This window comes from Actinomadura meyerae, from assembly GCF_900188445.1.
GTDB classification, from domain to species: Bacteria; Actinomycetota; Actinomycetes; order Streptosporangiales; family Streptosporangiaceae; genus Spirillospora; species Spirillospora meyerae.
This window is the reverse complement of record NZ_FZOR01000020.1, coordinates 114,881-137,475: the sequence shown is the minus strand read 5'-3', so window position 1 is coordinate 137,475 and position 22,595 is coordinate 114,881. Positions and strand designations below refer to the sequence as shown.

18 protein-coding genes are annotated in these 22,595 nt (G+C 74.2%); 6 read left to right on the top strand and 12 right to left on the bottom strand.

The genetic code is table 11. The features are described from left to right. Positions 1-109 precede the first annotated feature (109 nt). Entirely contained in the window at positions 110-1,306 is a 1,197-nt protein-coding gene (locus CHF16_RS21280; RefSeq protein WP_089327836.1) for a globin domain-containing protein, read from the top strand. Positions 1,307-1,399: 93 nt separating this feature from the next. On the opposite strand, the gene narI is transcribed toward CHF16_RS21280, so the two are convergent. From narI to CHF16_RS21255, 5 genes are all read right to left on the bottom strand, one after another. After that, the gene (gene narI / locus CHF16_RS21275; protein ID WP_089327835.1) at positions 1,400-2,119 is read right to left on the bottom strand and encodes a respiratory nitrate reductase subunit gamma; all 720 of its coding nucleotides are present in this window, start codon (positions 2,117-2,119) and stop codon (positions 1,400-1,402) included. After that, positions 2,116-2,811 carry a nitrate reductase molybdenum cofactor assembly chaperone gene (gene narJ, locus CHF16_RS21270; protein ID WP_089327834.1) on the bottom strand — a complete coding sequence of 232 codons (696 nt, stop codon included), beginning with the start codon at positions 2,809-2,811 and terminating at the stop codon, positions 2,116-2,118. The genes narI and narJ overlap by 4 nt, the downstream gene beginning before the upstream one ends. After that, on the bottom strand, positions 2,808-4,505 hold the full coding sequence (gene narH, locus CHF16_RS21265) for a nitrate reductase subunit beta (protein WP_089327833.1): 1,698 nt from the start codon (positions 4,503-4,505) through the stop codon (positions 2,808-2,810). The genes narJ and narH overlap by 4 nt, the downstream gene beginning before the upstream one ends. Continuing rightward, positions 4,505-8,197 carry a nitrate reductase subunit alpha gene (locus CHF16_RS21260; RefSeq protein ID WP_218826763.1) on the bottom strand — a complete coding sequence of 1,231 codons (3,693 nt, stop codon included), beginning with the start codon at positions 8,195-8,197 and terminating at the stop codon, positions 4,505-4,507. The genes narH and CHF16_RS21260 overlap by 1 nt, the downstream gene beginning before the upstream one ends. Positions 8,198-8,282: 85 nt before the next feature. Next, positions 8,283-9,503 carry an MFS transporter gene (locus CHF16_RS21255; protein ID WP_342750105.1) on the bottom strand — a complete coding sequence of 407 codons (1,221 nt, stop codon included), beginning with the start codon at positions 9,501-9,503 and terminating at the stop codon, positions 8,283-8,285. A gap of 281 nt (positions 9,504-9,784) precedes the next feature. On the opposite strand from CHF16_RS21255, the gene CHF16_RS21250 reads away from it, so the two are divergent. Then, positions 9,785-12,544 (top strand): FAD-binding and (Fe-S)-binding domain-containing protein, encoded by a 2,760-nt coding sequence (locus CHF16_RS21250; protein ID WP_425427502.1) that lies wholly within the window; start codon positions 9,785-9,787, stop codon positions 12,542-12,544. On the opposite strand, the gene CHF16_RS21245 is transcribed toward CHF16_RS21250, so the two are convergent. After that, positions 12,518-13,273, bottom strand: a complete 756-nt coding sequence (locus CHF16_RS21245) for an IclR family transcriptional regulator (protein ID WP_089327830.1) — start codon at positions 13,271-13,273, stop codon at positions 12,518-12,520. The two genes, CHF16_RS21250 and CHF16_RS21245, sit on opposite strands and share 27 nt — an antisense overlap. 106 nt (positions 13,274-13,379) lie before the next feature. Here CHF16_RS21245 and CHF16_RS21240 point away from each other — a divergent pair, with 106 nt between their 5' ends. From CHF16_RS21240 to CHF16_RS21225, 4 genes are all read left to right on the top strand, one after another. Next, the gene (locus CHF16_RS21240) at positions 13,380-14,177 is read left to right on the top strand and encodes a 2-keto-4-pentenoate hydratase (protein WP_089327829.1); all 798 of its coding nucleotides are present in this window, start codon (positions 13,380-13,382) and stop codon (positions 14,175-14,177) included. Next, positions 14,174-15,070: an acetaldehyde dehydrogenase (acetylating) gene (locus CHF16_RS21235; protein WP_089327828.1), complete on the top strand. Its 897-nt coding sequence runs from the start codon at positions 14,174-14,176 to the stop codon at positions 15,068-15,070. Before CHF16_RS21240 ends, CHF16_RS21235 begins: the two co-directional genes overlap by 4 nt. Further along, complete coding sequence (dmpG, locus tag CHF16_RS21230) at positions 15,067-16,134, top strand: 4-hydroxy-2-oxovalerate aldolase (protein WP_089327827.1); 1,068 nt, start codon at positions 15,067-15,069, stop codon at positions 16,132-16,134. Before CHF16_RS21235 ends, dmpG begins: the two co-directional genes overlap by 4 nt. A gap of 150 nt (positions 16,135-16,284) precedes the next feature. Next, positions 16,285-16,887, top strand: coding sequence for a TetR/AcrR family transcriptional regulator (locus tag CHF16_RS21225; protein ID WP_089327826.1), 603 nt, complete (start codon positions 16,285-16,287; stop codon positions 16,885-16,887). A gap of 31 nt (positions 16,888-16,918) precedes the next feature. On the opposite strand, the gene CHF16_RS21220 is transcribed toward CHF16_RS21225, so the two are convergent. The 6 genes from CHF16_RS21220 to CHF16_RS21195 all read right to left on the bottom strand — a co-directional run bounded on the left by CHF16_RS21220 (position 16,919) and on the right by CHF16_RS21195 (position 22,589). Further along, a complete protein-coding gene (locus tag CHF16_RS21220; RefSeq protein ID WP_089327825.1) occupies positions 16,919-17,824 on the bottom strand; it encodes a universal stress protein in 906 nt (301 codons plus the stop codon). A gap of 122 nt (positions 17,825-17,946) precedes the next feature. Then, complete coding sequence (locus CHF16_RS21215; RefSeq protein ID WP_089327824.1) at positions 17,947-18,513, bottom strand: GNAT family N-acetyltransferase; 567 nt, start codon at positions 18,511-18,513, stop codon at positions 17,947-17,949. A 32-nt stretch (positions 18,514-18,545) separates the two neighbouring features. Next, positions 18,546-19,547 (bottom strand): phosphotransferase, encoded by a 1,002-nt coding sequence (locus tag CHF16_RS21210; protein ID WP_089327823.1) that lies wholly within the window; start codon positions 19,545-19,547, stop codon positions 18,546-18,548. Then, positions 19,544-20,629, bottom strand: coding sequence for a TIGR03857 family LLM class F420-dependent oxidoreductase (locus tag CHF16_RS21205; RefSeq protein WP_089327822.1), 1,086 nt, complete (start codon positions 20,627-20,629; stop codon positions 19,544-19,546). Before CHF16_RS21205 ends, CHF16_RS21210 begins: the two co-directional genes overlap by 4 nt. Before the next feature lie 82 nt (positions 20,630-20,711). After that, the gene (locus tag CHF16_RS21200) at positions 20,712-22,175 is read right to left on the bottom strand and encodes a DEAD/DEAH box helicase (protein ID WP_089327821.1); all 1,464 of its coding nucleotides are present in this window, start codon (positions 22,173-22,175) and stop codon (positions 20,712-20,714) included. 210 nt (positions 22,176-22,385) lie between these two features. Continuing rightward, positions 22,386-22,589 (bottom strand): cold-shock protein, encoded by a 204-nt coding sequence (locus tag CHF16_RS21195; protein WP_067460243.1) that lies wholly within the window; start codon positions 22,587-22,589, stop codon positions 22,386-22,388. Positions 22,590-22,595 lie beyond the last annotated feature (6 nt).

The following is a 22,595-nucleotide window of genomic DNA, read 5'->3' as shown; positions in this document are numbered from 1 at the left end:
TGTCGCCCCGCCAATAAGTATATGGAGAGTGCGTCCGGTCCAGCGGTCCGGACGCGCTCTCCTGTCGTCGCCGCCGTCCCGCGGCGACGCCCCCACAGGAAGGGATCCGATGCTGTCGTCCGACCATGCCGAGACGGTGCGGGCCACGCTCCCCGCCGTCGGCGCCCACGGTGTGCAGATCACCGGCCGGTTCTACGACTCGATGTTCGAGGCGCACCCCGAGCTCCGGCACGTGTTCAACCAGGGCAACCAGGCCAACGGCGAGCAGCGCCAGGCGCTCGCCGGCTCGGTGGCCGCGTTCGCGGCGCACCTGGTGGACCCCGGGTCCACCACGCCGTTCCAGCAGATGCTCCCGCGGATCGCGCACAAGCACGCCTCGCTCGGCATCCGCCCCGAGCAGTACACGATCGTCGGGCGCCACCTGCTGGACGCGGTCGCCGACGTCCTCGGCGACGCGGTGACGCCCGCCGTAAACGCGGCCTGGTCCGAGGTGTACTGGCTGTTCGCGACGCTGCTCATCGCCGAGGAGGCGCGGCTCTACCGGGACGCCGGCTGCGACCCGGCCGCCCCGTACCGGCCGTGGCGGGTCGTGGACCGGCGGGACGAGGCCGAGGACGTGTTCTCGCTCGTCCTGGAGCCCGCCGACGGCGGCGAGGTCCCCGCGCACCGGCCCGGCCAGTACGTCTCCGTCGCCGTGACGCTGCCGGACGGCCTGCGCCAGCCCCGCCAGTACACGCTGTCGCGGGCGGCGGGCGGCACGGCGCAGATCACGGTCCGGCGGGTGCGCGGCGAGGACGGGGCGCCGGACGGCGCCGTCTCCGGGTACCTCGCCGACCACGCCGCGCCCGGCGACGTGCTGGAGGTGTCCCGGCCGTTCGGCGACGTCGTGCTGGACGACGGGGAGGAGCCGCTCGTCCTGATCAGCGCGGGCATCGGCATCACCCCCGCCGCCGCCGTCCTGGACCACCTCGCGGCGTCGGACCCGGACCGGCCGGTCCTCGCCGTCCACGCCGACCGGAGCCCCCGCACCCACCCGCTGCGGGCGCAGACCGCCGAGGCCGGGCGCCGGATCCCCGGATTCCGGCAGCTCACCTGGTACGAGGAGCCCGGCGACGCGGAACTCGGCGACGACGTCCGCGCCGGCCGGATCGACGTGGCGGCGCTGCCGCTGCCGGACAAGGCCCGGGTGTTCATGTGCGGGCCGCTGCCGTTCATGCGGGAGATCCGGCGCGGGCTGCTCGACGCGGGCGTCTCCGACGAGCGCATCCACTACGAGGTGTTCGGCCCCGACCTCTGGATCCGCTGACCTCTGGATCCGCTGACCCCCGCACCCTCGCACAACGAGGACGCTCCCACTCCGGCCCGGGGTGGGAGCGTCCTCGTTGTGCGAGCGGGCGGGCTACTGGACCCGTTCCCAGCCGCGCCGCGTCCGGTGCATCCCCAGGTGCTCGTCACGGCTGCGGTAGACGATGTAGGGGCGCGTCACGTAGCCGATCGGGGCCGTGAGCATGTGCACCAGCCGCGTGAACGGCCAGATGCAGAACAGCGCGAGCGCGCTGAGCGCGTGCAGCTGGAACAGGATCGGCACGCCGGTCATCAGGCCGGCGTCCGGCTGGAGGTAGAACACCGACCTGAACCACGGCGACACCGACTCGCGGTAGTTGTAGCCGCCGCCGACGACGTTCGCGGCGACCGTCGCGGCCAGCCCGAGCGCGATGGTGATCGTGAGCACCGCGTACATCAGCTTGTCGTTGCGGGTCGTGGCGAGGAACACCGGGCCGACCGTCCGGCGCCGGTAGATCAGGATGGCGAGGCCGGCCAGGGTGCAGAACCCGGCGATCGTGCCGAGCACGACCGCGACCACGTGGTACATGTGCTCGGTGATCCCCACCGCCTCGGTCCAGGCGTCCGGGATGACGAGCCCGCCGACGTGGCCGAGCGCGACGACCAGGATGCCGAAGTGGAACAGCGGGCTGCCGATGCGCAGCAGGCGCCGCTCGTACAGCTGGGACGAGCGGGTCGTCCAGCCGAACTTGTCGTAGCGGTACCGCCAGACGTGCCCGAGGACGAACACCGCGATGGCGAGATAGGGCAGGACGACCCACAGCAGGGTGCTCATGAGCGTGCTCCAGCGACGGGAACGACGGGATCGGGCAGCGGGACGGGGCCCGCGGTGGCCGGGTCGGCGCCGTAGGGCGCGAGGCCGACGGTCTCCTCCGGCGGGCCCTCGGCGATGAGGCGGGCCACGGCCTCCTCGGTGCGGCCGGTGAGCGGCGGCAGCGTCGCCGACACCGCGTCCAGGACGGGCGCCCACGGCGACCCCGCCTCGGTGAGCGAGAGGCGCAGCAGCTCCAGCCCGGCGCGGTGCTCGACCAGCAGCCGCCGCCCCTCCGCGAGGTCGCCGGTCGCGGCGAACTCCAGCACGACGGCCAGGTGGTCGGGCAGCTCGGTGCCGTCCAGTTCGAGCCCGGCCGCCTGGTACGCCTGCTGGAACCGCAGCAGGGCCATCCCCCGCTTGCGGGTGTCGCCGCACGCGTAGTACGTCAGGTAGAGGCAGCACCGCTTGCGCTGGTCGAACGTCGTGACGTAGTCGGCGGCGAGCCGCTGGGGCGGTGTCGCGTCCAGGTGGTCGAGGAAGCGGCCGAGCGGCTCCGCGGCGGGCGCGGGCAGGGCGGCGACGGCGCGGCGCAGCAGCGGCCGCCGCGCCAGCAGCTCCTCGTCGGGGTAGCCGAGCAGCAGCGAGGCCGCCTGCCAGGCGGTGGCCAGCTCGGCGTCGCCGAACCCGGCGGTCTTCGGGGGCTTGGTCCTCATGGCTTCGGCTCCGTTCCGTCCGCGTCGCCCCGGCGCTCGGGGAACAGCCCGGACGGCATGCCCTTGCCGTCCCAGTTGAGCAGGTTGACGCGCTTGTGCTTGTCGGCGGGATCGACCGGGTTGTCGGAGGTCTGCCGGTCGCGCAGCATGTGGAAGTTCTCCACCGCGATCGGGTTGGGCCGCCCGGACGCCTCGCCGAACGGCCCCGAGCCGCCGGAGAGGCCCGCGCCGCCCATCCCGGGCCCGCCCTCGTAGTCCAGGCTGCACTCGGTGGCGATCTCCTCCAGGCTGTGCGCCTGCTCGGCGTGCGCGGTGGGGATGACGTACCGCTCCTCGTACTTGGCGAGCGCCAGCAGCCGGTACATGTCGTACATCTGCTCGCCGGACATCCCGACGCCGGCGGGGATCGCCTCGTCGGCGTCGCGGCCGAGGTTGAGGTCGCGCATGTACGAGCGCATCGCGGCGAGGCGGCGCAGCACGCCGTCAACGACCGCGGTGTCCCCGGCGGTGAACAGCTCCGCCAGGTACTCGACCGGGATCCGCAGCGCGTCGATCGCCGCGAACAGGTTGCCCTTGTCCTCGGCGTCGTGGCCGGTGTCGCGGATGACGTCCACGACCGGCGACAGCGGCGGGATGTACCAGACCATCGGCATCGTCCGGTACTCCGGGTGCAGCGGCAGCGCCACCTTGTAGGTGTTGATGAGCGCGTAGATCGGGGACCGCTGCGCGGCCTCGATCCAGTCCTGCGGGATGCCCTCGCGCTCGGCCGCCGCGATGACCTCGGGATCGTTCGGGTCGAGGAACACGCCGCGCTGCGCCTCGTACAGGTCCTTGTCGTCGGTCGTGGACGCGGCCTCCAGCACCTTGTCGGCGTCGTAGAGGATCAGGCCGATGTAGCGGAGCCGCCCGACGCACGTCTCCGCGCACACCGTCGGCAGGCCGACCTCGATGCGCGGGAAGCAGAAAGTGCACTTCTCGGCCTTGCCGGTCCGGTGGTTGAAGTACATCTTCTTGTACGGGCAGCCGGACACGCACATGCGCCAGCCGCGGCACTTGTCCTGGTCGACCAGGACGATGCCGTCCTCGGTGCGCTTGTAGATCGCGCCGGACGGGCAGGACGCCGCGCAGGACGGGTTGAGGCAGTGCTCGCAGATCCGCGGCAGGTAGAACATGAAGGTCTTGTCGAACTCCATCTTCACCTTGTCGGAGATCTCCTTGAGCAGGACGTCCTTGTCGCCGTGCTCGACCGAGCCGCCGAGGTCGTCGTCCCAGTTCGCCGACCAGGTGACCTTCATGTCCTTGCCGGACAGCAGCGACTTCGGCCGGGCGACCGGCGTGTGCTCCTGCAGCGGCGCGTTGGTGAGGGTCTCGTAGCCGTAGGTCCAGGGCTCGTAGTAGTCGTCGATCCCCGGCAGCTTCGGGTTGGAGAAGATCGTGAGCAGCTTGCGCCAGCGGCCGCCGCCCTTGAGGGCGAGCCGCCCGCGGCGGTTCAGCGTCCAGCCGCCGCGCCACTTCTCCTGGTCCTCGTACCGGCGGGGGTAGCCCTGGCCGGGGCGGGTCTCGACGTTGTTGAACCACACGTACTCGACGCCGCTGCGGTTCGTCCACGCCTGCTTGCACGTGACCGAGCAGGTGTGGCATCCGATGCACTTGTCGAGGTTCATGACCATCGACATCTGCGCCATGACGCGCATCAGTACTGCACCTCCTGGGAGCGGCGGCGGATGACGGTGACCTCGTCGCGCTGGTTGCCGGTCGGCCCGAGGTAGTTGAACGCGAACGACAGCTGCGCGTACCCGCCGACGAGATGGCTCGGTTTGATCAGCAGCCGGGTCAGGGAGTTGTGGATGCCGCCGCGCCGGCCGGACGCCTCCGCGCGCGGGACGTCGATCAGCTTGTCCTGGGCGTGGTGCATGTACACCGTGCCCTCCGGCATGCGGTGCGTGACGATCGCGCGGGCGACGACGACGCCGTTGCGGTTGACCGCCTCGATCCAGTCGTTGTCGCGGACGCCGATCTTGGCGGCGTCGATCCCGCTCATCCAGATGACCGGGCCGCCGCGCGACAGCGACAGCATGAACAGGTTGTCCTGGTACTCGGAGTGGATCGACCACTTGTTGTGCGGGGTGAGGTACCGCAGGGTCAGCCCGAGCTCGCCGGTCTCCCCCAGCTCCGGCTCGCCGAACAGGGCGGACATGTTCAGCGGGGGCCGGAACACCGGGAGCTGCTCCCCCAGCTCGGCCATCCAGTCGTGGTCGAGGTAGAAGTGCTGCCGGCCGGTGAGGGTGTGCCAGGGCTTGAGCCGCTCGACGTTGATGGTGAACGGCGAGTACCGGCGCCCGCCGCTCTCCGACCCCGACCACTCCGGGGAGGTGATGACGGGGACGGGGCGGGCCTGGGTGTCGGCGAAGGTGATCTGCTTGCCCTCGTGCTCGGCGGCGAGGTCGGCGAGCCGGGTGCCGGTGCGGCGCTCCACGGTCCGGAAGCCCTGGGTGGCCAGGTGCCCGTTCGTCGTGCCGGAGAAGGCGAGGATCATCTCGCAGGCGTGCACATCCCGCTTCAGGGAGGGCCGCCCGTCGGCCGGGCCGCCGCGCACGACGCCGTTCTTGTGCTTGAGGTACTCGACCTCGCGCCCGACGTCGAACGTGACGCCCTTGGTGGTGGCGCCGAGCCGCTCGGCGAGCGGGCCGAGCGCGGTCATCTTCGCCGCGACGGCCGGGTAGTCGCGCTCGACCGTGACGAGCTTCGGCATCGTCACCCCGGGGACCGGCTCGCACTCGCCCTTCGCCCAGTCGAGGACGCGGCCGTGCGGCGTCGCCATCTCGTCGGGGGTGTCGTGCAGCAGCGGCACGGCGACGACGTCCTTGCGGACGCCGAGGTGCCCCTCGGCGAGCCGGCTGAACGCGTTGGCGATGTCCTGGAAGGCCCGCCAGTCGCTGCGGGTCTGCCACGGCGGGCCGATCGCCGGGTTGAACGAGTGCACGAACGGGTGCATGTCGGTCGTGTTCAGGTCGTGCTTCTCGTACCAGGTCGCGGCGGGCAGCACGATGTCGGAGTAGACGGTGGTGCTGGTCATCCGGAAGTCCAGCGACAGCAGCAGGTCGAGCTTGCCGGCGGGCGCCTCGTCCCGCCAGACGACCTCCTCGGGCCGGCACTCCGGCGGAGCCTCCTCCGCGCGGATCGCGTCGGCCGCGCCGAGCAGGTGCCGCAGGAAGTACTCGTTGCCCTTGGCGGACGACCCGAGCAGGTTGGACCGCCACACCGTCAGGACGCGGGGGAAGTTCTCCGGCGCGTCCGGGTCCTGGCAGGCGAACCTGAGCCGGCCGGCCTTCAGCTCGTCCACGATGTACTCGCCGGGCTGCTTCCCGGCGGCCTCCGCCTCGTCGGCGAGGACGAGCGGGTTGCGGTCGAACGTCGGGTAGGACGGCATCCAGCCGAGCCGCGCCGCCTGCGCGATCACGTCGGCGGTGGACCGGCCCGCGAACGCGCCGCCGGCCGTCGCCGCCGACAGGGTGCCGGCGTCGAAGTGGTCGTAGCGGTACTGGTCGGTGTGCAGGTACCAGAACGCGGTGCCGATCATCTGCCGGGGCGGGCGCGACCAGTCCAGGCCGAACGCCAGCTGCGCCCACCCGGTGACGGGGCGGCACTTCTCCTGCCCGACGTAGTGGGCCCATCCGCCGCCGTTCACGCCCTGGCCGCCGGTCAGCGTGGTCAGCGCGAGGAACGTCCGGTAGATGGTGTCGGAGTGGAACCAGTGGTTGGTGCCCGCGCCCATGATGATCATCGAGCGGCCGCGGGTCTCCTCGGCGTTCGCGGCGTACTCGCGGCCGATCCGCTCGGCGGCCCGCGCGGGGACGCCGGTGAAGGTCTCCTGCCACGCCGGGGTGCCCGGCTCGGACGCGTCGTCGTACCCGGTGGGCCAGCTGCCGGGCAGGCCGTCCCGCCGGACGCCGTACTGGGCGAGCAGCAGGTCGAACACGGTGGTGACCAGATGCCCGCCGACCTCGCGGACGGGGACGCCGCGCCGCAGCGTGCCGGGCGCGCCGTCGACGCCGTCGAAGCGGGCCAGGTCGATCTCGACCGCCGCGCCGCCCGCGGCGGACAGCAGCGGGTCGGCGCCGCCGAGGTCGAGGTTCCACCGGCCCTCGCCGGCCTCGCCGTACCGGAAGCCGAGCGAGCCGTTCGGGACGAGCGGGCGCCCGGTCGCCGCGTCCAGGATCACGGTCTTGAACGCGGCGTGCTCCGACTCGGCCTCGGCGCCCGGCAGGTCGGCGGCCGTGAGGAACTTGCCGGGGACGTACCTCCCGTCGCGCTCCTCCAGGCGCACCAGGAACGGCAGGTCGCTGTAGCGCTTCACGTAGTCGGTGAAGTACGGGACCTGCCGGTCGACGAAGAACTCCTTGAGGATGACGTGGCCCATGGCCATCGCCAGGGCGCCGTCCGTGCCGGGCTGGGCGGCGAGCCACTCGTCGGCGAACTTGACGTTGTCGGCGTAGTCCGGGGACACGGCGACGACCTTCTGGCCCCGGTAGCGGGCCTCGGTCATCCAGTGCGCGTCCGGGGTGCGGGTCACCGGCAGGTTGGAGCCCCACATGATGAGGTACCCGGCGTCCCACCAGTCGCCCGACTCGGGGACGTCGGTCTGGTCGCCGAACACCTGCGGGGACGCCACCGGCAGGTCGGCGTACCAGTCGTAGAACGACAGCATCGTCCCGCCGAGCAGCGACACGAACCGGGCGCCGGACGCGTGCGACACCATCGACATCGCCGGGATCGGGGAGAACCCGGCGACCCGGTCGGGGCCGAACTCCTTGATGGTGTGCACGTGCGCGGCCGCGATCATCTCGGTCGCCTCGTCCCACGTCGCCCGGACCAGGCCGCCGCGCCCGCGGGCGTCCTTGTAGGCGCGCGCCTTCTCCGGGTCGGAGACGACCTCGCGCCACGCCGCCACCGGGTCGCCGGTGCGGGCCCTGGCCTCCCGGTACATCTCCAGCAGGACGCCGCGCACGTACGGGTACCGCACCCGCGTCGGCGAGTAGGTGTACCAGCTGAAGGACGCGCCGCGCGGGCAGCCGCGCGGCTCGTACTCGGGGCGGTCGGGGCCGACCGACGGGTAGTCGGTCTGCTGCGCCTCCCAGGTGATGATGCCGTCCTTGACGTACACCTTCCACGAGCAGGACCCGGTGCAGTTCACGCCGTGGGTGGAGCGCACCACCTTGTCGTGCGACCAGCGGTCCCGGTAAAAGGAGTCCGCCTCCCGGCCGCCCTTCTTGGTCACCGTCCGCAGGTCGGGCGACACGCGCGTGCGGGTGAAGTACCTCCGGGTGCTCACCAGCGCGTCTTCCAGCGGACCGTCCATGCCGGGACGGCCGTCGGTGGAACTCATCTCGGATCCCCTTCTTCGCATCAACCGGGGCAAAACGCCCTCGGAGTGCGCCGTCCGGCCGGGGCCCCGGCCGGACGGCGCGGTGTCAGCCGTTCGCGCGCGCCGCCACGGCGCGCCGGACGGACGTGGCGGTGAACACCCCGGCCGCCCCCGCCACGAGGGCGAGGAGCAGCAGGCCGATCCGGTACTCGCCGAGGCTGCCCCAGAGCGCGCCCATCACCAGCGGCGGGACGAACCCGCCGAGCCCGCCCGCGGCACCGACCACGCCGGTGACCGCGCCGACCTTGTTCGCCGGGGCGAGCTGCGCGACCAGCGCGAACGTGGCGCCGCTCCCGGCGCCGAGCGCGGCGGCCATGGCCAGGAACGCGATGGTCCCGACCGGCATCAGCGCGGGCGCGAACGACTGGACCACGGCGCCCGCCACCGTCACCGCGAGCGCCGCGGTCATCACCCGCACCGCGCCCGTCCGGTCCGACAGCCAGCCGCCGACCGGCCGCATCAGCACGGCCAGCAGCACGAACCCGGCCATCCGGTTGGCCGCGTCCGCCTGCGACAGCCCGTACTCCGCCTTCAGGTAGGTGGGCAGGTAGACCGAGAACGCCACGTAGCCGCCGAAGGCCACCGCGTACAGGGCGGACATCTGCCAGGTGACGCCGAGCCGGGCGGTCGCCGCCAGCCGCTTCGCGAGCGGCTCGGCGGGGGCGGTGTGCCCCGGGGCCTCCCGCAGCACGAGCCACGCGACGACCGCGTACACCGCGAGCAGGGCCGCCATGACCTCGAACGGGAACTCCATCCCGTACCTGTCGACCTCCTTGACGGTCGTGAGCGCGCTGACGGCGGTGCCGCCCATGCCGGCGCCGAAGACACCGACCGCCAGCCCGCGCCGCTCCGGCGGGAACCACGCGTTGACGAACGGCACCCCGATCGCGAACGCCGTCCCGGCGATGCCGAGGAAGAAGCCGCCGGCCAGCAGCGCCGGCAGCGAGGAGTGCCCGGCCAGCCCGAGGTACAGCACCGGCACGATCGTGATCAGCGACACCGCGGGGAACATCGCCCGCCCGCCGAACCGGTCGGTCAGCGCCCCCACGGGGATCCGCCCGAGCGACCCGACCACCACCGGCACCGCCACGAGCAGCGACTGCTCGAACGACGTCAGGTCGAGCTCGTCCTTGAACCGCGGGCCGAGCGGGCTCAGCAGGGCCCACGCCCAGAAGTTCACCGCGAACCCGAGCGTGGCCACCGCCAGCATGACCCACGGCCGCCCGGTCCCCGCCGGCCCCGGGTCGTCGTCGTGTCGCTCGGCCACCGCACGCACCGCTTCCATAGCTCCCGCCAGGTTTCCGTCGTCGTTCCCGGACCCCCGGCGGGTAACCATGATCGATCGCCGCCCGCCGGTTCGATCTCACCCTCGCGGAGGGCGGGGGACGCCCTGAAGGGACCTTCGTCCCGCCGACGGTCCCGCCCCCCGGGCGGGCCCGATGTCCTACCGTGGAGACCGTGACCGAGCATCCTGAGCGGGGCGAACTGGCGGCGGAGCTGCGGGCGGCCGGGATCGGCGGCGTGGACGGCTCGGCGCTCGCACGGGCCATGTACTCCTCCGACGCCTCCCTCTACCGGGTGCCGCCGGCGGTCGTGGTGACGCCCCGGGAGACGGCGGAGCTGCCCGCGGTGCTGGAGGTGTGCCGGCGGCTCGGGGTGCCGCTGACGATGCGCGGCGGCGGAACGTCCATCGCGGGCAACGCGGTCGGGCCGGGCGTCGTCGTGGACGTGAGCCGCCACCTCGACCGCGTGCTGGAGATCGATCCCGAGGCGGGGACGGCGCTGGTCGAGCCCGGGATCGTCCAGGCGCGGCTGCACGAGCTGGCGGCCGGGCACGGGCTGCGGTTCGGGCCCGACCCGTCCACCCGGACGCGGGCGACGCTGGGCGGCATGATCGGCAACAACGCGTGCGGGTCGCGGGCGCTCGGCTACGGCCGGACGAGCGACAACGTCCTCGGCCTCGACGTGGTGACCGGCTCCGGCGAGCGGCTCCGGCTCGGCGACGTCCCCGGGGGGCCGTCCGAGAGCCCCCTGCTGGACCGCCTCCGTGACCTGGTGGACGGCGAGCTGGCGCTGATCCGCACCGAGTTCGGGCGGTTCGGGCGGCAGGTGTCGGGCTACTCCCTGGAACACCTGCTGCCGGAGAAGGGCTTCGACGTCGCGCGGGCGCTGGTCGGCAGCGAGGGGACGCTCGCGCTGACCCTGGCCGCGCGGCTGCGGATGGTGCGCGAGCCCGCCCGCCGGGTGCTGGTCGTCCTCGGCTACGGGTCGATGGCGGAGGCCGCCGACGCGGTCCCGGCGATCCTGCCGCACGGCCCGGTGGCCTGCGAGGGCCTCGACTCGCGCATCACCGGCGTGGTGCGGGAGCGGCGGGGCGACGCCGCGGTGCCCGCGCTGCCGGACGGCTCCGGGTGGCTGCTGGTGGAACTGGCCGGGGCGGAGCTCGGGGAGCTGCGGGACAGGGCGCGCAAGGTCGTCGGCGACTCCGGCGGCACCGGCTCCATGGTCGTGGAGGACATGGCGCTCGCGGACGCGCTGTGGCGGATCCGCGAGGACGGGTCCGGGCTGGTCGCGCGGACGCCGGACGGCGAGCAGGCCCACGCCGGGTGGGAGGACGCCGCCGTCCCGCCCGAGCGGCTCGGCGCCTACCTGCGGGAGTTCGAGGCGCTGCTGGCGGAGTACCGGCTGTTCGGCGTCCCGTACGGGCACTTCGGCGACGGCTGCGTCCACGTCCGGATCGACTTCCCGTTCGGGCGGGCGAAGGGCACGCGGGTCTTCCGCGACTTCCTGAACGGCGCGGCCGCGCTGGCGGCGCGGCACGGCGGCACCATGTCGGGCGAGCACGGCGACGGCCGCGCCCGGAGCGAGCTGCTGCCGCACATGTACTCGCCCGAGGCGCTGGCGCTGTGCGCCGCCGTCAAGGACGTGTTCGACCCCGAGGACGTGCTGAACCCGGGGGTGATCGTCCGTCCGGCGCCGGTGGACCGCGACCTGCGCGCGGTGGGGCTCGTCCCGCTGAACCGCGGGCTCGGCCTCGCCCACCGGGACGACCGCGGCGACCTGTCGCGCGCCGTGCACCGGTGCACCGGCGTCGGCAAGTGCCGCGCCGACAACACCGCGGCGGGCGGGGTGATGTGCCCGTCCTACCTCGCCACCCGCGAGGAGAAGGACTCCACGCGCGGGCGGGCGCGCGTCCTGCAGGAGGTCGTCAGCGGGCATCTGGGCCCGGACGGCTGGAAGTCCGACGCGCTGCACGACGTCCTCGACCTGTGCCTGTCCTGCAAGGGCTGCGCGTCCGACTGCCCGACCGGGGTCGACATGGCGTCCTACAAGGCCGAGGCGCTGCACCGGCGGTACCGCCGGCGGGTCCGGCCCCGCTCGCACTACGCGCTCGGCCTGCTCCCGCGGTGGACGCGGCTCGCGGCGAAGGCGCCCGCGTCGGTCAGGGCGGTGAACGCGGTGCTGCGGTCGCGCGCGTTGAAGCCGCTGCTCGCGTGGGCGGCGGGCATCGACCGGCGGCGCTCGCTGCCCGCGTTCGCGCCGGTGACGTTCCGGCGCTGGTTCGCGTCCCACCGCAGCCCCGAGGGGCGGCACGGCGACGTGGTGCTGTTCGTCGACACCTTCACCGACGCGTTCTCCCCCGAGGTCGGCAAGGCGACGGTGAAGGTGCTGGAGCACGCCGGCTACCGCGTGACCGTGACCGAGCGCCCGGTGTGCTGCGGCATCACGTGGATCTCCACCGGCCAGCTCGACGGGGCGCGCGCGCAGGCCCGGCAGACCGTCCGGGCGCTGCTTCCCCACGTCCGGCGCGGGGCGAAGGTCGTCGGGATGGAGCCGTCCTGCACGGGCGTGCTGCGCTCGGACGCGGCGGAGCTGCTGCGCGGCGTCGACGCCGCCGCGGCGCGCGAGGTGGCCGCCGCGACCCGCACCCTCGCCGAGCTGCTCGCCGAGACCTCCGGCTGGACGCCGCCCGACCTGTCCGGCGTGACGGGCGTCGCGCAGCCGCACTGCCACCACCACGCGGTCATGGGTTGGGCCGCCGACGCCGCCCTGCTGAAGCGGGCGGGCGCGGACGTCGCGAGGGTCGGCGGCTGCTGCGGCCTCGCCGGGAACTTCGGGGTCGAGAAGGGCCACCACGACGTGTCGGCGGCGGTCGCGGAGACCGCGCTCCTGCCCGCCGTCCGGAAGGCGGGCGAGGGCGAGGTCGTGCTCGCCGACGGGTTCAGCTGCCGCACCCAGCTGGACGACCTCGCGGGCCGCGGCGGCGAGCACCTGGCCCAGCTACTGGCCCGCCGCCTTCCCGGCTGAGAGGGTGCGGGAGAGGGTGAGCGCGGCGGTGTGGACGGCCGGGGCCACCGCCGCGAGGCGCATCCTCGCCGCCCAGCCCGACACCGACAGCGCGCCGAGCGCCAGGCCGTCCGCGCCGAGGACGGGGCTGGCCGCGCACACGATGCCGGCGCCGGACTCCTCCCGGTCGTAGGCGACGCCCTCGCGGCGGATCCGGGCCAGCTCCCGGGCCAGCAGCCCCGGCGCGGTGACGCTGCGCTCGCTCCGCTTGACCAGGCCCGCGTCCAGCACGGCCTGCACCGCCTCCGGCGGGGAGAACGCCAGGATCGCCTTGCCGACCCCGGTGACGTGCGCGGGCAGCCGCCCGCCGACCTGGGACGGCAGCCGCGGCCCGCGCGACGAGCCGAGGATCTCCACGTAGACGACCTCGGTCCCCTCCAGCACCGCGAGGTGGACGGTCTGCCGGGTGGCCTCCCGCAGGTCCGACATGTAGGGCGCGGCGGCGTCCCGCAGCACCCGCTGGCGCGGTACCCGCTGCCCGATCTCGAACAGCTTCAGCCCGAGCCGCACGCGGGCGCCGTCGCGCTCCAGCAGGCCCGCCTCGGCGAGGTCGAGCGCGATCCGGTGCGCGGTGGACTTGGGCAGGCCGCTGCGGCGCGCCAGCTCGGCGGCGCCGAGGCCGTCGTCGTCGGCCCGGAACGCGCTCAGCACGGCGACGGCGCGGCGCAGGAACGTGTCGTCGGGCGGCATGGCGCCACTGTAGAAGATGTGTCCCACCACGCGGGACGCCCGCGTTGCCCGCCGCGTGCCGGACGGGGGAGGCTCGGCCTCGGCAGACAACGAAAGGACGGCCCCAATGGACCCGGGTTCCGTGGAGAAGGCCGCGGCGGCGCTACTGGACGCGTACGCCACCGGCACTCCGATCCCGCCGCTGACGAAGGACCATCCGGAGATGTCGGTGGCCGACGCCTACGCGGTCCAGCTCGCCCAGGTCGAGGCGTGGACCGCCGCCGGGGCGCGGATCAAGGGGCACAAGGTCGGGCTGACCTCGGCCGCGATGCAGCGCCAGATGGGCGTGGACCAGCCGGACTTCGGCGTCCTGCTGGACACGATGTTCCTGCAGGACAGCGCCCCGATCGACACCGGCCGGTTCCTGCAGCCCCGGATCGAGCCGGAGATCGCGTTCGTGCTCGGCCGCCCCCTGTCCGGACCCGGCGCGACCGCGGCGGACGCCGTCGCCGCCGTCGAGTACGTGCTGCCGGCGCTGGAGGTCATCGACTCCCGCATCGCGGACTGGAAGATCACCCTGCCCGACACGATCGCCGACAACGCCTCCAGCGGCGCCGTGGTGCTCGGCACCCGGCCCGTCCGGCTGGACGACCAGGACCTGTCGCTCATGGGCTGCCTGCTGCGCCGCGACGGCGACCTGATCGACACCGGGGCGGGCGGCGCCGTGCTCGGCTCGCCGATCAACGCGCTGGTGTGGCTGGCGAACGTGCTCGGCGAGCGCGGCGTGTCCCTGGAGGCGGGGCACGTGGTGCTGCCCGGCTCGATCACGGCGGCCGTGCCGGTCGCGCCCGGCGAGACACTGACGGCGACGTTCGCCGGGATCGGTTCCGTGACCGCCCGGTTCGGGAAGGAGGAGCGCTCATGAGCAAGTTGACGGCGGCGATCGTCGGGCCGGGCAACATCGGCACCGACCTGCTGGTCAAGCTGATGCGCAGCGAGCTGATCGACGTCCACTCGATGATCGGGGTGGTGCCGGAGTCGGACGGGCTGGAGCGCGCCCGCAAGCTCGGCGTACCGGCGTCGGCGGAGGGCGTGGACTGGCTGCTCGAGCAGCCCACGCTGCCCGACATCGTGTTCGAGGCCACGTCGGCGAAGGCGCACCTGGCGAACGCGCCCCGCTACGAGGAGGCGGGGATCACGGCGATCGACCTGACGCCCGCCGCGACCGGCCCGCTCGTGTGCCCGCCGGTCAACCTGGACACGCTCTCCGACGCCCCCAACCTCAACATGATCACCTGCGGCGGGCAGGCGACGATCCCGATCGTGCACGCGGTGTCGTCGGTCGTCCCGGTCCCGTACGCGGAGATCGTCGCGTCGATCGCGTCGCGGTCGGCCGGGCCCGGCACCCGCGCGAACATCGACGAGTTCACCCAGACCACGGCCCGCGCGATCGAGACGGTCGGCGGCGCCGGGCGGGGCAAGGCGATCATCATCCTGAACCCGGTGGACCCGCCGATGATCATGCGGGACACGGTGTTCTGCGCGATCCCGTCGGACGCCGACACCCGGGCGATCCAGGAGTCGATCGAGAAGATGGTGGCCGAGGTCGCGGTGTACGTGCCCGGCTACACGCTGCGCGCCGAGCCGCAGTTCGACGAGCCCCGCGACATCTGGAACGGGATGGCCCGCGTCGCGGTGTTCCTGGAGGTCCGCGGGAACGGCGACTACCTGCCGCCGTGGGCCGGCAACCTCGACATCATGACCGCGGCCGCGGCCCGGGTGGGCGAGCAGATCGCCCGTAGGAAGGTGGCATCATGAGCCCCGCGCAGGAGACCGCGCAGGAGACCGCGCAGGAGACCCCGGCGAAGATCCGGATCACCGACTCGACGCTGCGGGACGGCAGCCACGCGATGGCGCACCGCTTCACCGAGGAGCAGGTCCGCGGGGTCGTGCACGCGCTGGACGCGGCCGGCGTCGAGGTCATCGAGGTCACCCACGGCGACGGCCTCGGCGGCTCGTCGTTCAACTACGGCTTCTCGCTGGAGGACGACGTCAAGCTCGTCGCCGCCGCGGTGGACGAGGCGACCCGCGCGAAGATCGCGGTGCTGATGCTGCCGGGCGTCGGCACGGTCGAGGACCTCAAGCTCGCGCACGACGCGGGCGCGTCCGTCGCCCGCATCGCGACGCACTGCACCGAGGCGGACGTGTCGCTCCAGCACTTCGCCGCGGCGCGCGGCCTCGGCATGGAGACCGTCGGGTTCCTGATGATGTCGCACCGGGTGCAGCCGGACGTCCTGGCGCGGCAGGCCAGGATCATGGTGGACGGCGGCGCGCAGTGCGTGTACGTCGTCGACTCGGCGGGCGCGCTCGTCCTCGGCGAGGCGCAGGAGCGGATCAGCGCGGTCGTCAAGGAGATCGGGCACGAGGCGCAGGTCGGCTTCCACGGCCACCAGAACCTGTCGCTGGGCGTCGCGAACTCGGTGCTGGCGCAGCAGAACGGCGCGCTGCAGATCGACGGGGCGCTGTGCGCGCTCGGCGCGGGGGCGGGCAACTCCCCCACCGAGGTGCTGGTGCCGACGTTCGAGCGGCTCGGCGTCCCGACGGGCGTGGACGTGCAGGGCGTGATGGCCGCCGCGGACGACGTGGTGAAGCCGTTCCTGCACCGGCTGCCGTTCGCCGACCGGGGCGCGATCACGCAGGGCTACGCGGGCGTCTACTCCAGCTTCCTGCTGCACGCCGAGCGGGCGGGGAAGCGCTACGACGTGCCGGTGCACGAGATCCTGCAGAAGGTCGGCGAGGCCGGCTACGTCGGCGGCCAGGAGGACATGATCATCGACGTGGCGCTCCAGCTGCGGGCGGAGCGCGAGCGCGCGGAGTCCTGACCCTCCGGGCGGGGGGCGCGGTGGCCGGTCGCACCCGGCCGCCGCGCTCTTCCGCGGTGGGGCGGGGGCGCCGTGCGAGGATGGCGGAGGGACTTTCCCCCAGCGAAGCTGATCTTTGCATGGTGCAAGGGTTGGGATAGCTTGGGCGGCATGACCCACGAGGACCCCTCCGGCGCGCGGGAGGCGTCGACTCCTCGCGGGCGGGCGCGCAGGGACCAGCTGGTCGGGATCGGCCTCGACCTGCTCGCCGAGGGCGGCTGGCCCGCGGTCACGGCGCGCGCCGTCACCGACCGCGCGCGGACCCGGCCGGGGCTGCTGCACCACTACTTCAACGGGCTGCCGGGCCTGCACATCGCGGTGGCGCAGCGGGCCAGCGAGATGATCATCGATCCGGTGGTGGACGCGCTGGTCGCCGCGCCCGACACCCCGGCGGCGCTGCGCGCGCTCCGCGATCTCGTGCCGCGCATGGCGGCCGGCGAGCGCAACCTGCGGCTCGCGGCCGAGCTGCTGGTCAGGGCGCTGCGCGACCCGCGGATGGGCGCCGAGCGGCGGGACTGGTCGCGCACCGTCCGGGCCCGGATCGCGGCGCGCCTGGCGCACCTGTGCCCGGACTGGCCGGCCGAGCGGCACGAGGGCACCGCGATGCTGTTCACCGCCATGCTGGACGGCCTGCTGCTCCAGCTGATCCTCGACCCGGACCTGCCGACGGGCCCGGCGCTGCACGCCACCGAGGCCCTGGTCACCGACCCCTGACGCGCCGACCGGCCGCCGCCGCGGCCGCCCGCTAGCCCTGCCGGGCGGGGACGGGCGTGCCGGGGCCGTGCGCGCGCGGCTCGGGCGCCCACCCGGACGGGACGATCGCGAGGGTGCGGCGGTCGCGGCGCAGCATGCCGGTGGCGAGCGGCCCGAGGCCGGGGCCCGCCGCCCGCTCCCCGAGCACCACGAGCCCGGCGCCGTCCGCGGCCTCCCGCAGGGCGTCGAAGGGGCGCTCCAGCATCGGCGACGCCTCGACCCGCAGGTCCGGGTAGCGGCGGCGCACCGGCTCCACGGCCTCCTCCAGCTCGGCCGCGCGGGTCGCCGCCAGCCGGTCCCGGTCGTGGAACAGGGCGAGTTCGGACTCGGCGACCGCGCCGGGCTCCCAGCAGCCGTACACGACGTGCAGGTCCCAGCCGCGCAGCCGGGCCTCCTCGGCGGCGAAGCCCACGGCCGGCCGGCAGCCCGCCGACCGGTCGGTCCCGACGACGACCCGCCGCGGCACGGGCCCGTCGCCCTCGCGGACCGCGACGACCGGGCACGGGGAGCGCGCGGGCAGTTCCAGCGCCATCGACCCGTCCACCGGGTCACCGGACGTGCCGATCACGACCAGCTCGGCGCCGCCGGCGGCGCCCAGCAGGGCCTCCAGGGCCGGGCCGCGCCGCAGCCGCTTGCGGACGGCGCCGGGCACGCCCAGCTCGTAGGCGCGGCGCACGCCGCTGTCGAGCAGGTTCTCCCCCGTCCGCTTCATGATCGTCTCGATCTCGGGATCGGTGTGGCCGGCCGGGTAGGGCCAGTGCCAGCAGTGGCACATCAGCAGCCCGATCCCGCGGAGCCGGGCCTCCTCGACCGCCCAGCGCAGGGCCGCGTCGTTCTCCGCCGTCCCGTCGTAGCCGAACAGGACGTGCGGCCAGCGTGTCCTCTCCTCGCCGTTCATGCCTGCCTCCCTCCTGCCAGTCTGCGCGCGGTCCGGCGCCGGCAGAAGGGGACGTTCGTCCCGTGACCCGGAATCTTGTGGCCGATCGGGTTCTTTGCCCGGTGATGCCCCAGGGAGGATCGTTACGTTCCGGACACTCCGGCGGTGAACTCCGCGGCCGTGACGCGGTACAGGACGTGGCGCTTCAGGCGGTGCCCGTCCGGCACGAGCGGGTGGTCGAAGTCGCCGGACGCGTCGCGGGCCATGCCGATGCGCCCCATGACCGCCTGGGACCGGACGTTCGTGGGGCTGGTGAACGAGACCACTTCGTCCAGGCGCCGGTCCTCGAAGGCGAAGCGCAGCGCGCGGCGGGCGGCCTCGCTCGCGTAGCCGCGGCCCCAGGCGGAGCGGGCCAGCCGCCAGCCGATCTCCACCGCCGGGGTGAAGTGCGCCTCGAAACGCGGCACCGACAGACCGGTGAAGCCGAGGAACTCGCCCGTCCCGGCGGCCTCCATGGCCCAGAGCCCGAAGCCGTGCTCGTCGAAGAACGCCTCGATGCGGTCGATCATCGCGTCGCTCTCCGCGCGCGTGAGCGGCGCAGGGAAGTGCTCCATGACGACCGGATCGGCGTTCAGCGCGGCGAACGGCGCGCGGTCGTCCTCCTTCCAGCGGCGCAGGACGAGGCGGTCCGTGCGGAGTTCGGGAGTCACCGGCCGACCCTACAGGCCCCTTCCGCGAGGCGTCAGGCGCCTGGCGCGTGGTCGCGGAGCGCGGCGCAGGCGCGGGCCGCCATGGCGAGGAACATCGCATCGCCGCGCTCGGTGGGCGTCCCGTAGGCGCAGCCCAGCACGATGATGAGCGGGGCCTGCCGGAGGGCGAAGCGGTAGTCGTCCCAACACAGGTCGAAGGGGTAGTCGCGGACGCCGTGGCCGAGGAGGGCCCGGTGGTAGTGCGCGACGAGGTCGCGTTCGCGGGCGCGCCGGTCGGCGGCGTCCAGGCTGGTCGCCAGGAAGTAGGACAGGTCGCGTGCGGGCAACCCGATCGTGAGGGTCTGCCAGTCGACGGTGACGGGCGCGCCCGCGCCGTCCGGCGGGAAGAGGAGGTTGTCCAGGCGGTAGTCGCCGTGGACGAGCCCGAACCGCTCGGGGCGGGCGAGCAGCCAGGAGCCGATCCCCTCGGCCGTGCCGCGCAGGGTGTCCTTGTCGGCGTCGCCGAGCCGGTCGGCGAACCGCTCGACGAAGGTCTCGACGGCCGGGGCGTACACCTCGGCCAGGGCACGTGCGTCCGCCTCGGCCGGACGGCTCAGCCCTTCGGCGTCCAGCAGCGAAGCGTCGCACCAGCGCGGGCCGTGCAACCCGGCGAGCTCCTCGACGCATTCGCGCGCGCGCCGCGGCGGGCAGCCGGCGAGCTGGTCGCCCTGGACGGCGGGGGCGAGGTCCTCCAGCAGCAGGACGAACTCGAAGGTCTCGGGGTCGATCTCGGCGTGGTGGCAGCGCGGGGTGCGGATGGCGACGGTGCCGGCGATGTCGCGGTAGAACAGCACCTCGGTGCGGTACGCGCCGCCGAGCATGGCGCGGGCCGCGGGGTCCGCCAGGGGCAGCTTCGCCACCAGCCGGGGCGGGACGTCATCGCCGGTCAGCCGCAGCCGGTGCACCGAGCCGATCTGCCCGGTCCCGATCGGCTCCGTGGCGACGTCGCCGACGCGGGCGCCCAGCACGCCGCCGAGCCAGGACGCGGTGATCAACGGCCGCGGCCGGGGTTGCGGGGCAGCCCGGCGAACCCGTCCGGGCGGACGGCCCGGTAGGCGTCCAGCACGGGCGCGAGCTCGGCGGGGGTGGCGCCGTGCAGGATCACGCCGTCGGCGCCCGCGGCGAACTGGTCGAGGACGCGGGCCGCGCACGCCTCGGGCGACCCCGTGGCGGACGCCGCGAGCCACTCGTCCGGGAGGAGCCCGGCGACGTGCCGCAGCTCGTCGGGCTTGCCGATCGCGTCGAACGCGCCGGGGTAGCCGGAGACGAGGTCGTCGGTGCGGAACCGGGCCAGCGGCGCCGGGTCCCACCCGTTGACCCGCACCAGCAGGTCGCCGTAGCCCTGGAGGTAGGTGGCGAGGCGGCCGGCGAGCTTGCGCAGCCGCGCCTCCTCGTCCAGGTGGTCGCCGACCGTGGCCAGCACCGACCACACGCGGACGGACGCCGGGTCGCGCCCGGCCCGGTCGGCCCCGCGCCGCACCGCCGCGACGGCCTTGGCGAGGGTCTCGTCGGTGAAGAAGGTGTGCAGGACGACGCCGTCGGCGACCCGTCCCGCGAACTCCAGCGTCCGCTCCCCCATCGCGGTGAGGATGACCGGGACGTCCTCGTCGAAGGACGGGTCCTGGCTGAGGTAGGGGAACGTTCCGGCGGGCCCGTCGTGCCCGGCGACGGCCTCGCCGTGCCAGAGGCGGCGCAGGATGCCGATGACGTCCTCGAGCTGGGCCATGGTGACCCTGGGCAGGCCCATGACGTCGAAGAGCATGTCGAAGCCCCGGCCGAGGCCGAGCGCGAACCGCCCCTCCGACATCCGGTGCATGGTCGTCGCGAACGCCGCGGTCACCAGCGGGTGCCGGGTGTTGTGGTTGGTGGCGGCGGTCGCGATGCCGATCCGCTCGCTCGCGGCCGCGGCGGCGCCCGAGAGCGCGGCGGCCTCCTTGGTCGCGAAGCGCTCGGACAGGAACACCGAGCCGAGGCCCAGCCGCTCCCCCTCGGCCACCTCGGCGATCAGGTCGCGGGGGCTGGCCGAGTGGCCGGCGAGCCCGTAGAAGCCCAGTTCGGGAAGATCGGCGCGCTGCACGTCCCGGAATCTAGTCTGGACAGGTGTCCACAATCAAGGGCGGCAGCGTGCGGCTCCGGGGGTGTGCGACCGGTGGCGGCGGTCAGGATGCGCGGCGGCGGGGCCTGCGCCCCTGGCCGCGCGCCTGGCCCTGGCCGGACCGCTGCGCCTGGCCGGACCGCTGCCCCTGCCCGCGTCCCTGACCCTGGCCCGCGCCCCGGGCGGCTCCGGTCTGCGCGCGGTCGCGCGGCGTGCGCGCGACCGCGGCCGCCGGTGCGGGGGCCGCGGCCGGGGTGCGCGCGCCGGTGATCCGGGACAGCTCGGAGTCGCCGGGCCGGACGCTGGTGGTCACCGGGGTGATGCCCGCCTTGGCCATCAGGGCGTCCATCTCGCGCCGCTGGTCCGGCAGGACGAGCGTGACCACGGTGCCGGTGCGCCCGGCGCGGGCCGTGCGGCCGCCGCGATGCAGGTAGTCCTTGTGGTCGGCGGGCGGGTCGACGTTGACCACGAGGTCGAGGTCGTCGATGTGGATGCCGCGGGCGGCGACGTTGGTGGCCACGAGCACGGTGACGTCCGAGGCGTGGAAGGCGTCCAGCGCCCGGTTGCGCTGCGACTGCGTCTTGCCGCCGTGCAGGGCGGCGGCGCGGACGCCGCGGGCGCCCAGCTTGCGGACCAGCCGGTCGGCGACGTGCTTCTTGCCCACGAACATGATCACGCGGTCGGCGCGGGAGGCGATGTGCGCGGTCGTCTCCTGCTTGTCGGTGTCGGCGACGTGCAGCAGGTGGTGCTCCATCGAGGCGACCGCGCCGGCCGGCGGGTCGACCGAGTGGGTCACCGGGTCGCTGAGGAACCGGCGGACGAGCCGGTCGACGTCGCCGTCGAGGGTCGCGGAGAACAGCATCCGCTGGCCGCCGGGCGGGGTCTGCTCCAGCAGCCGGGTGACCTGCGGCAGGAACCCCATGTCGGTCATCTGGTCGGCCTCGTCCAGCACGGTGGCCGCGACCTCGCCGAGCCGGCAGTCGCCGCGCTCGATCAGGTCGGCGAGGCGGCCGGGCGTGGCGATCAGCACGTCCACGCCGGCGGCGAGCGCCTGCGCCTGGCGGGTGATCCCGAGCCCGCCGACGACGGTCGCGAGCCGCAGCCGCACGGCGTCCGCGTACGGGGTGAGCGCGGCGGTGACCTGCTGGGCGAGTTCCCGCGTCGGCACCAGGACGAGCGCGAGGGGCGCGCGGGGCGCGGCGCGGTGCCCGGCGGTGCGGGCGAGGACGGCCAGCCCGAACGCGAGGGTCTTGCCGGAGCCGGTGCGGCCCCGGCCGAGGACGTCCCGCCCGGCGAGGGCGTTCGGCAGGCTCGCGGCCTGGATGGGGAACGGCGCCGTCACTCCCTGGCGCGCGAGCTCCGCCAGGAGCGGCGCCGGGAGCGGAAGGTCGGCGAACGACTCGACCGCGGGAAGCGGCGGAGCCTTCGGTGCGGGTGGTGCCTTCGGTGCGGATGGTGCGGCGTCCTGCCGCCGTGCCGGACGGCGGCGGGGCCGCGAGGTGGAGCCTGCTCGGGGCGCGCGTGACATGGAGTGCCTTCCTCGAAGACGGTGCGTGTCGAGGAAGTCCTCCACCGCGCGGAGGCGCGGCCAGGGCCGGACGAACAGCTCAAGACGAACCTGGTGGGACCCGCGGTGCCGCGGGAGTGGCCGGAGGACGCCCCTCCGGAGGCGGTGCCCCTGCGGACACCCGCGCGCGGCGGACGGGCCCCGGGAGGCCGCCCGCCGCGCGGACCGGCGTCAGGCCGGGACGATGTTCTCCGCCTGCAGGCCCTTCTGGCCCTGGGTGACGTCGAACGACACCTTCTGGCCCTCCTGCAGCTCGCGGAAGCCCTGGGCCGCGATGTTGGAGTAGTGGGCGAAGACGTCGGCGCCGCCGCCGTCCTGCTCGATGAAGCCGAAGCCCTTCTCCGCGTTGAACCACTTGACGGTACCGGTGGCCATGTCGAT

What these genes read in the sequence shown, in the direction of transcription:
- CHF16_RS21280 (WP_089327836.1), top strand. Translation starts at nt 110, where the DNA reads ATGCTGTCGTCCGACCATGCCGAGACGGTGCGGGCCACGCTCCCCGCC.
- narI (WP_089327835.1), bottom strand. Translation starts at nt 2,119, where the DNA reads ATGAGCACCCTGCTGTGGGTCGTCCTGCCCTATCTCGCCATCGCGGTG.
- narJ (WP_089327834.1), bottom strand. Translation starts at nt 2,811, where the DNA reads ATGAGGACCAAGCCCCCGAAGACCGCCGGGTTCGGCGACGCCGAGCTG.
- narH (WP_089327833.1), bottom strand. Translation starts at nt 4,505, where the DNA reads ATGCGCGTCATGGCGCAGATGTCGATGGTCATGAACCTCGACAAGTGC.
- CHF16_RS21260 (WP_218826763.1), bottom strand. Translation starts at nt 8,197, where the DNA reads ATGAGTTCCACCGACGGCCGTCCCGGCATGGACGGTCCGCTGGAAGAC.
- CHF16_RS21250 (WP_425427502.1), top strand. Translation starts at nt 9,785, where the DNA reads ATGTACTCCTCCGACGCCTCCCTCTACCGGGTGCCGCCGGCGGTCGTG.
- CHF16_RS21245 (WP_089327830.1), bottom strand. Translation starts at nt 13,273, where the DNA reads ATGCCGCCCGACGACACGTTCCTGCGCCGCGCCGTCGCCGTGCTGAGC.
- CHF16_RS21240 (WP_089327829.1), top strand. Translation starts at nt 13,380, where the DNA reads ATGGACCCGGGTTCCGTGGAGAAGGCCGCGGCGGCGCTACTGGACGCG.
- CHF16_RS21235 (WP_089327828.1), top strand. Translation starts at nt 14,174, where the DNA reads ATGAGCAAGTTGACGGCGGCGATCGTCGGGCCGGGCAACATCGGCACC.
- dmpG (WP_089327827.1), top strand. Translation starts at nt 15,067, where the DNA reads ATGAGCCCCGCGCAGGAGACCGCGCAGGAGACCGCGCAGGAGACCCCG.
- CHF16_RS21225 (WP_089327826.1), top strand. Translation starts at nt 16,285, where the DNA reads ATGACCCACGAGGACCCCTCCGGCGCGCGGGAGGCGTCGACTCCTCGC.
- CHF16_RS21220 (WP_089327825.1), bottom strand. Translation starts at nt 17,824, where the DNA reads ATGAACGGCGAGGAGAGGACACGCTGGCCGCACGTCCTGTTCGGCTAC.
- CHF16_RS21200 (WP_089327821.1), bottom strand. Translation starts at nt 22,175, where the DNA reads ATGTCACGCGCGCCCCGAGCAGGCTCCACCTCGCGGCCCCGCCGCCGT.
- CHF16_RS21195 (WP_067460243.1), bottom strand. Translation starts at nt 22,589, where the DNA reads ATGGCCACCGGTACCGTCAAGTGGTTCAACGCGGAGAAGGGCTTCGGC.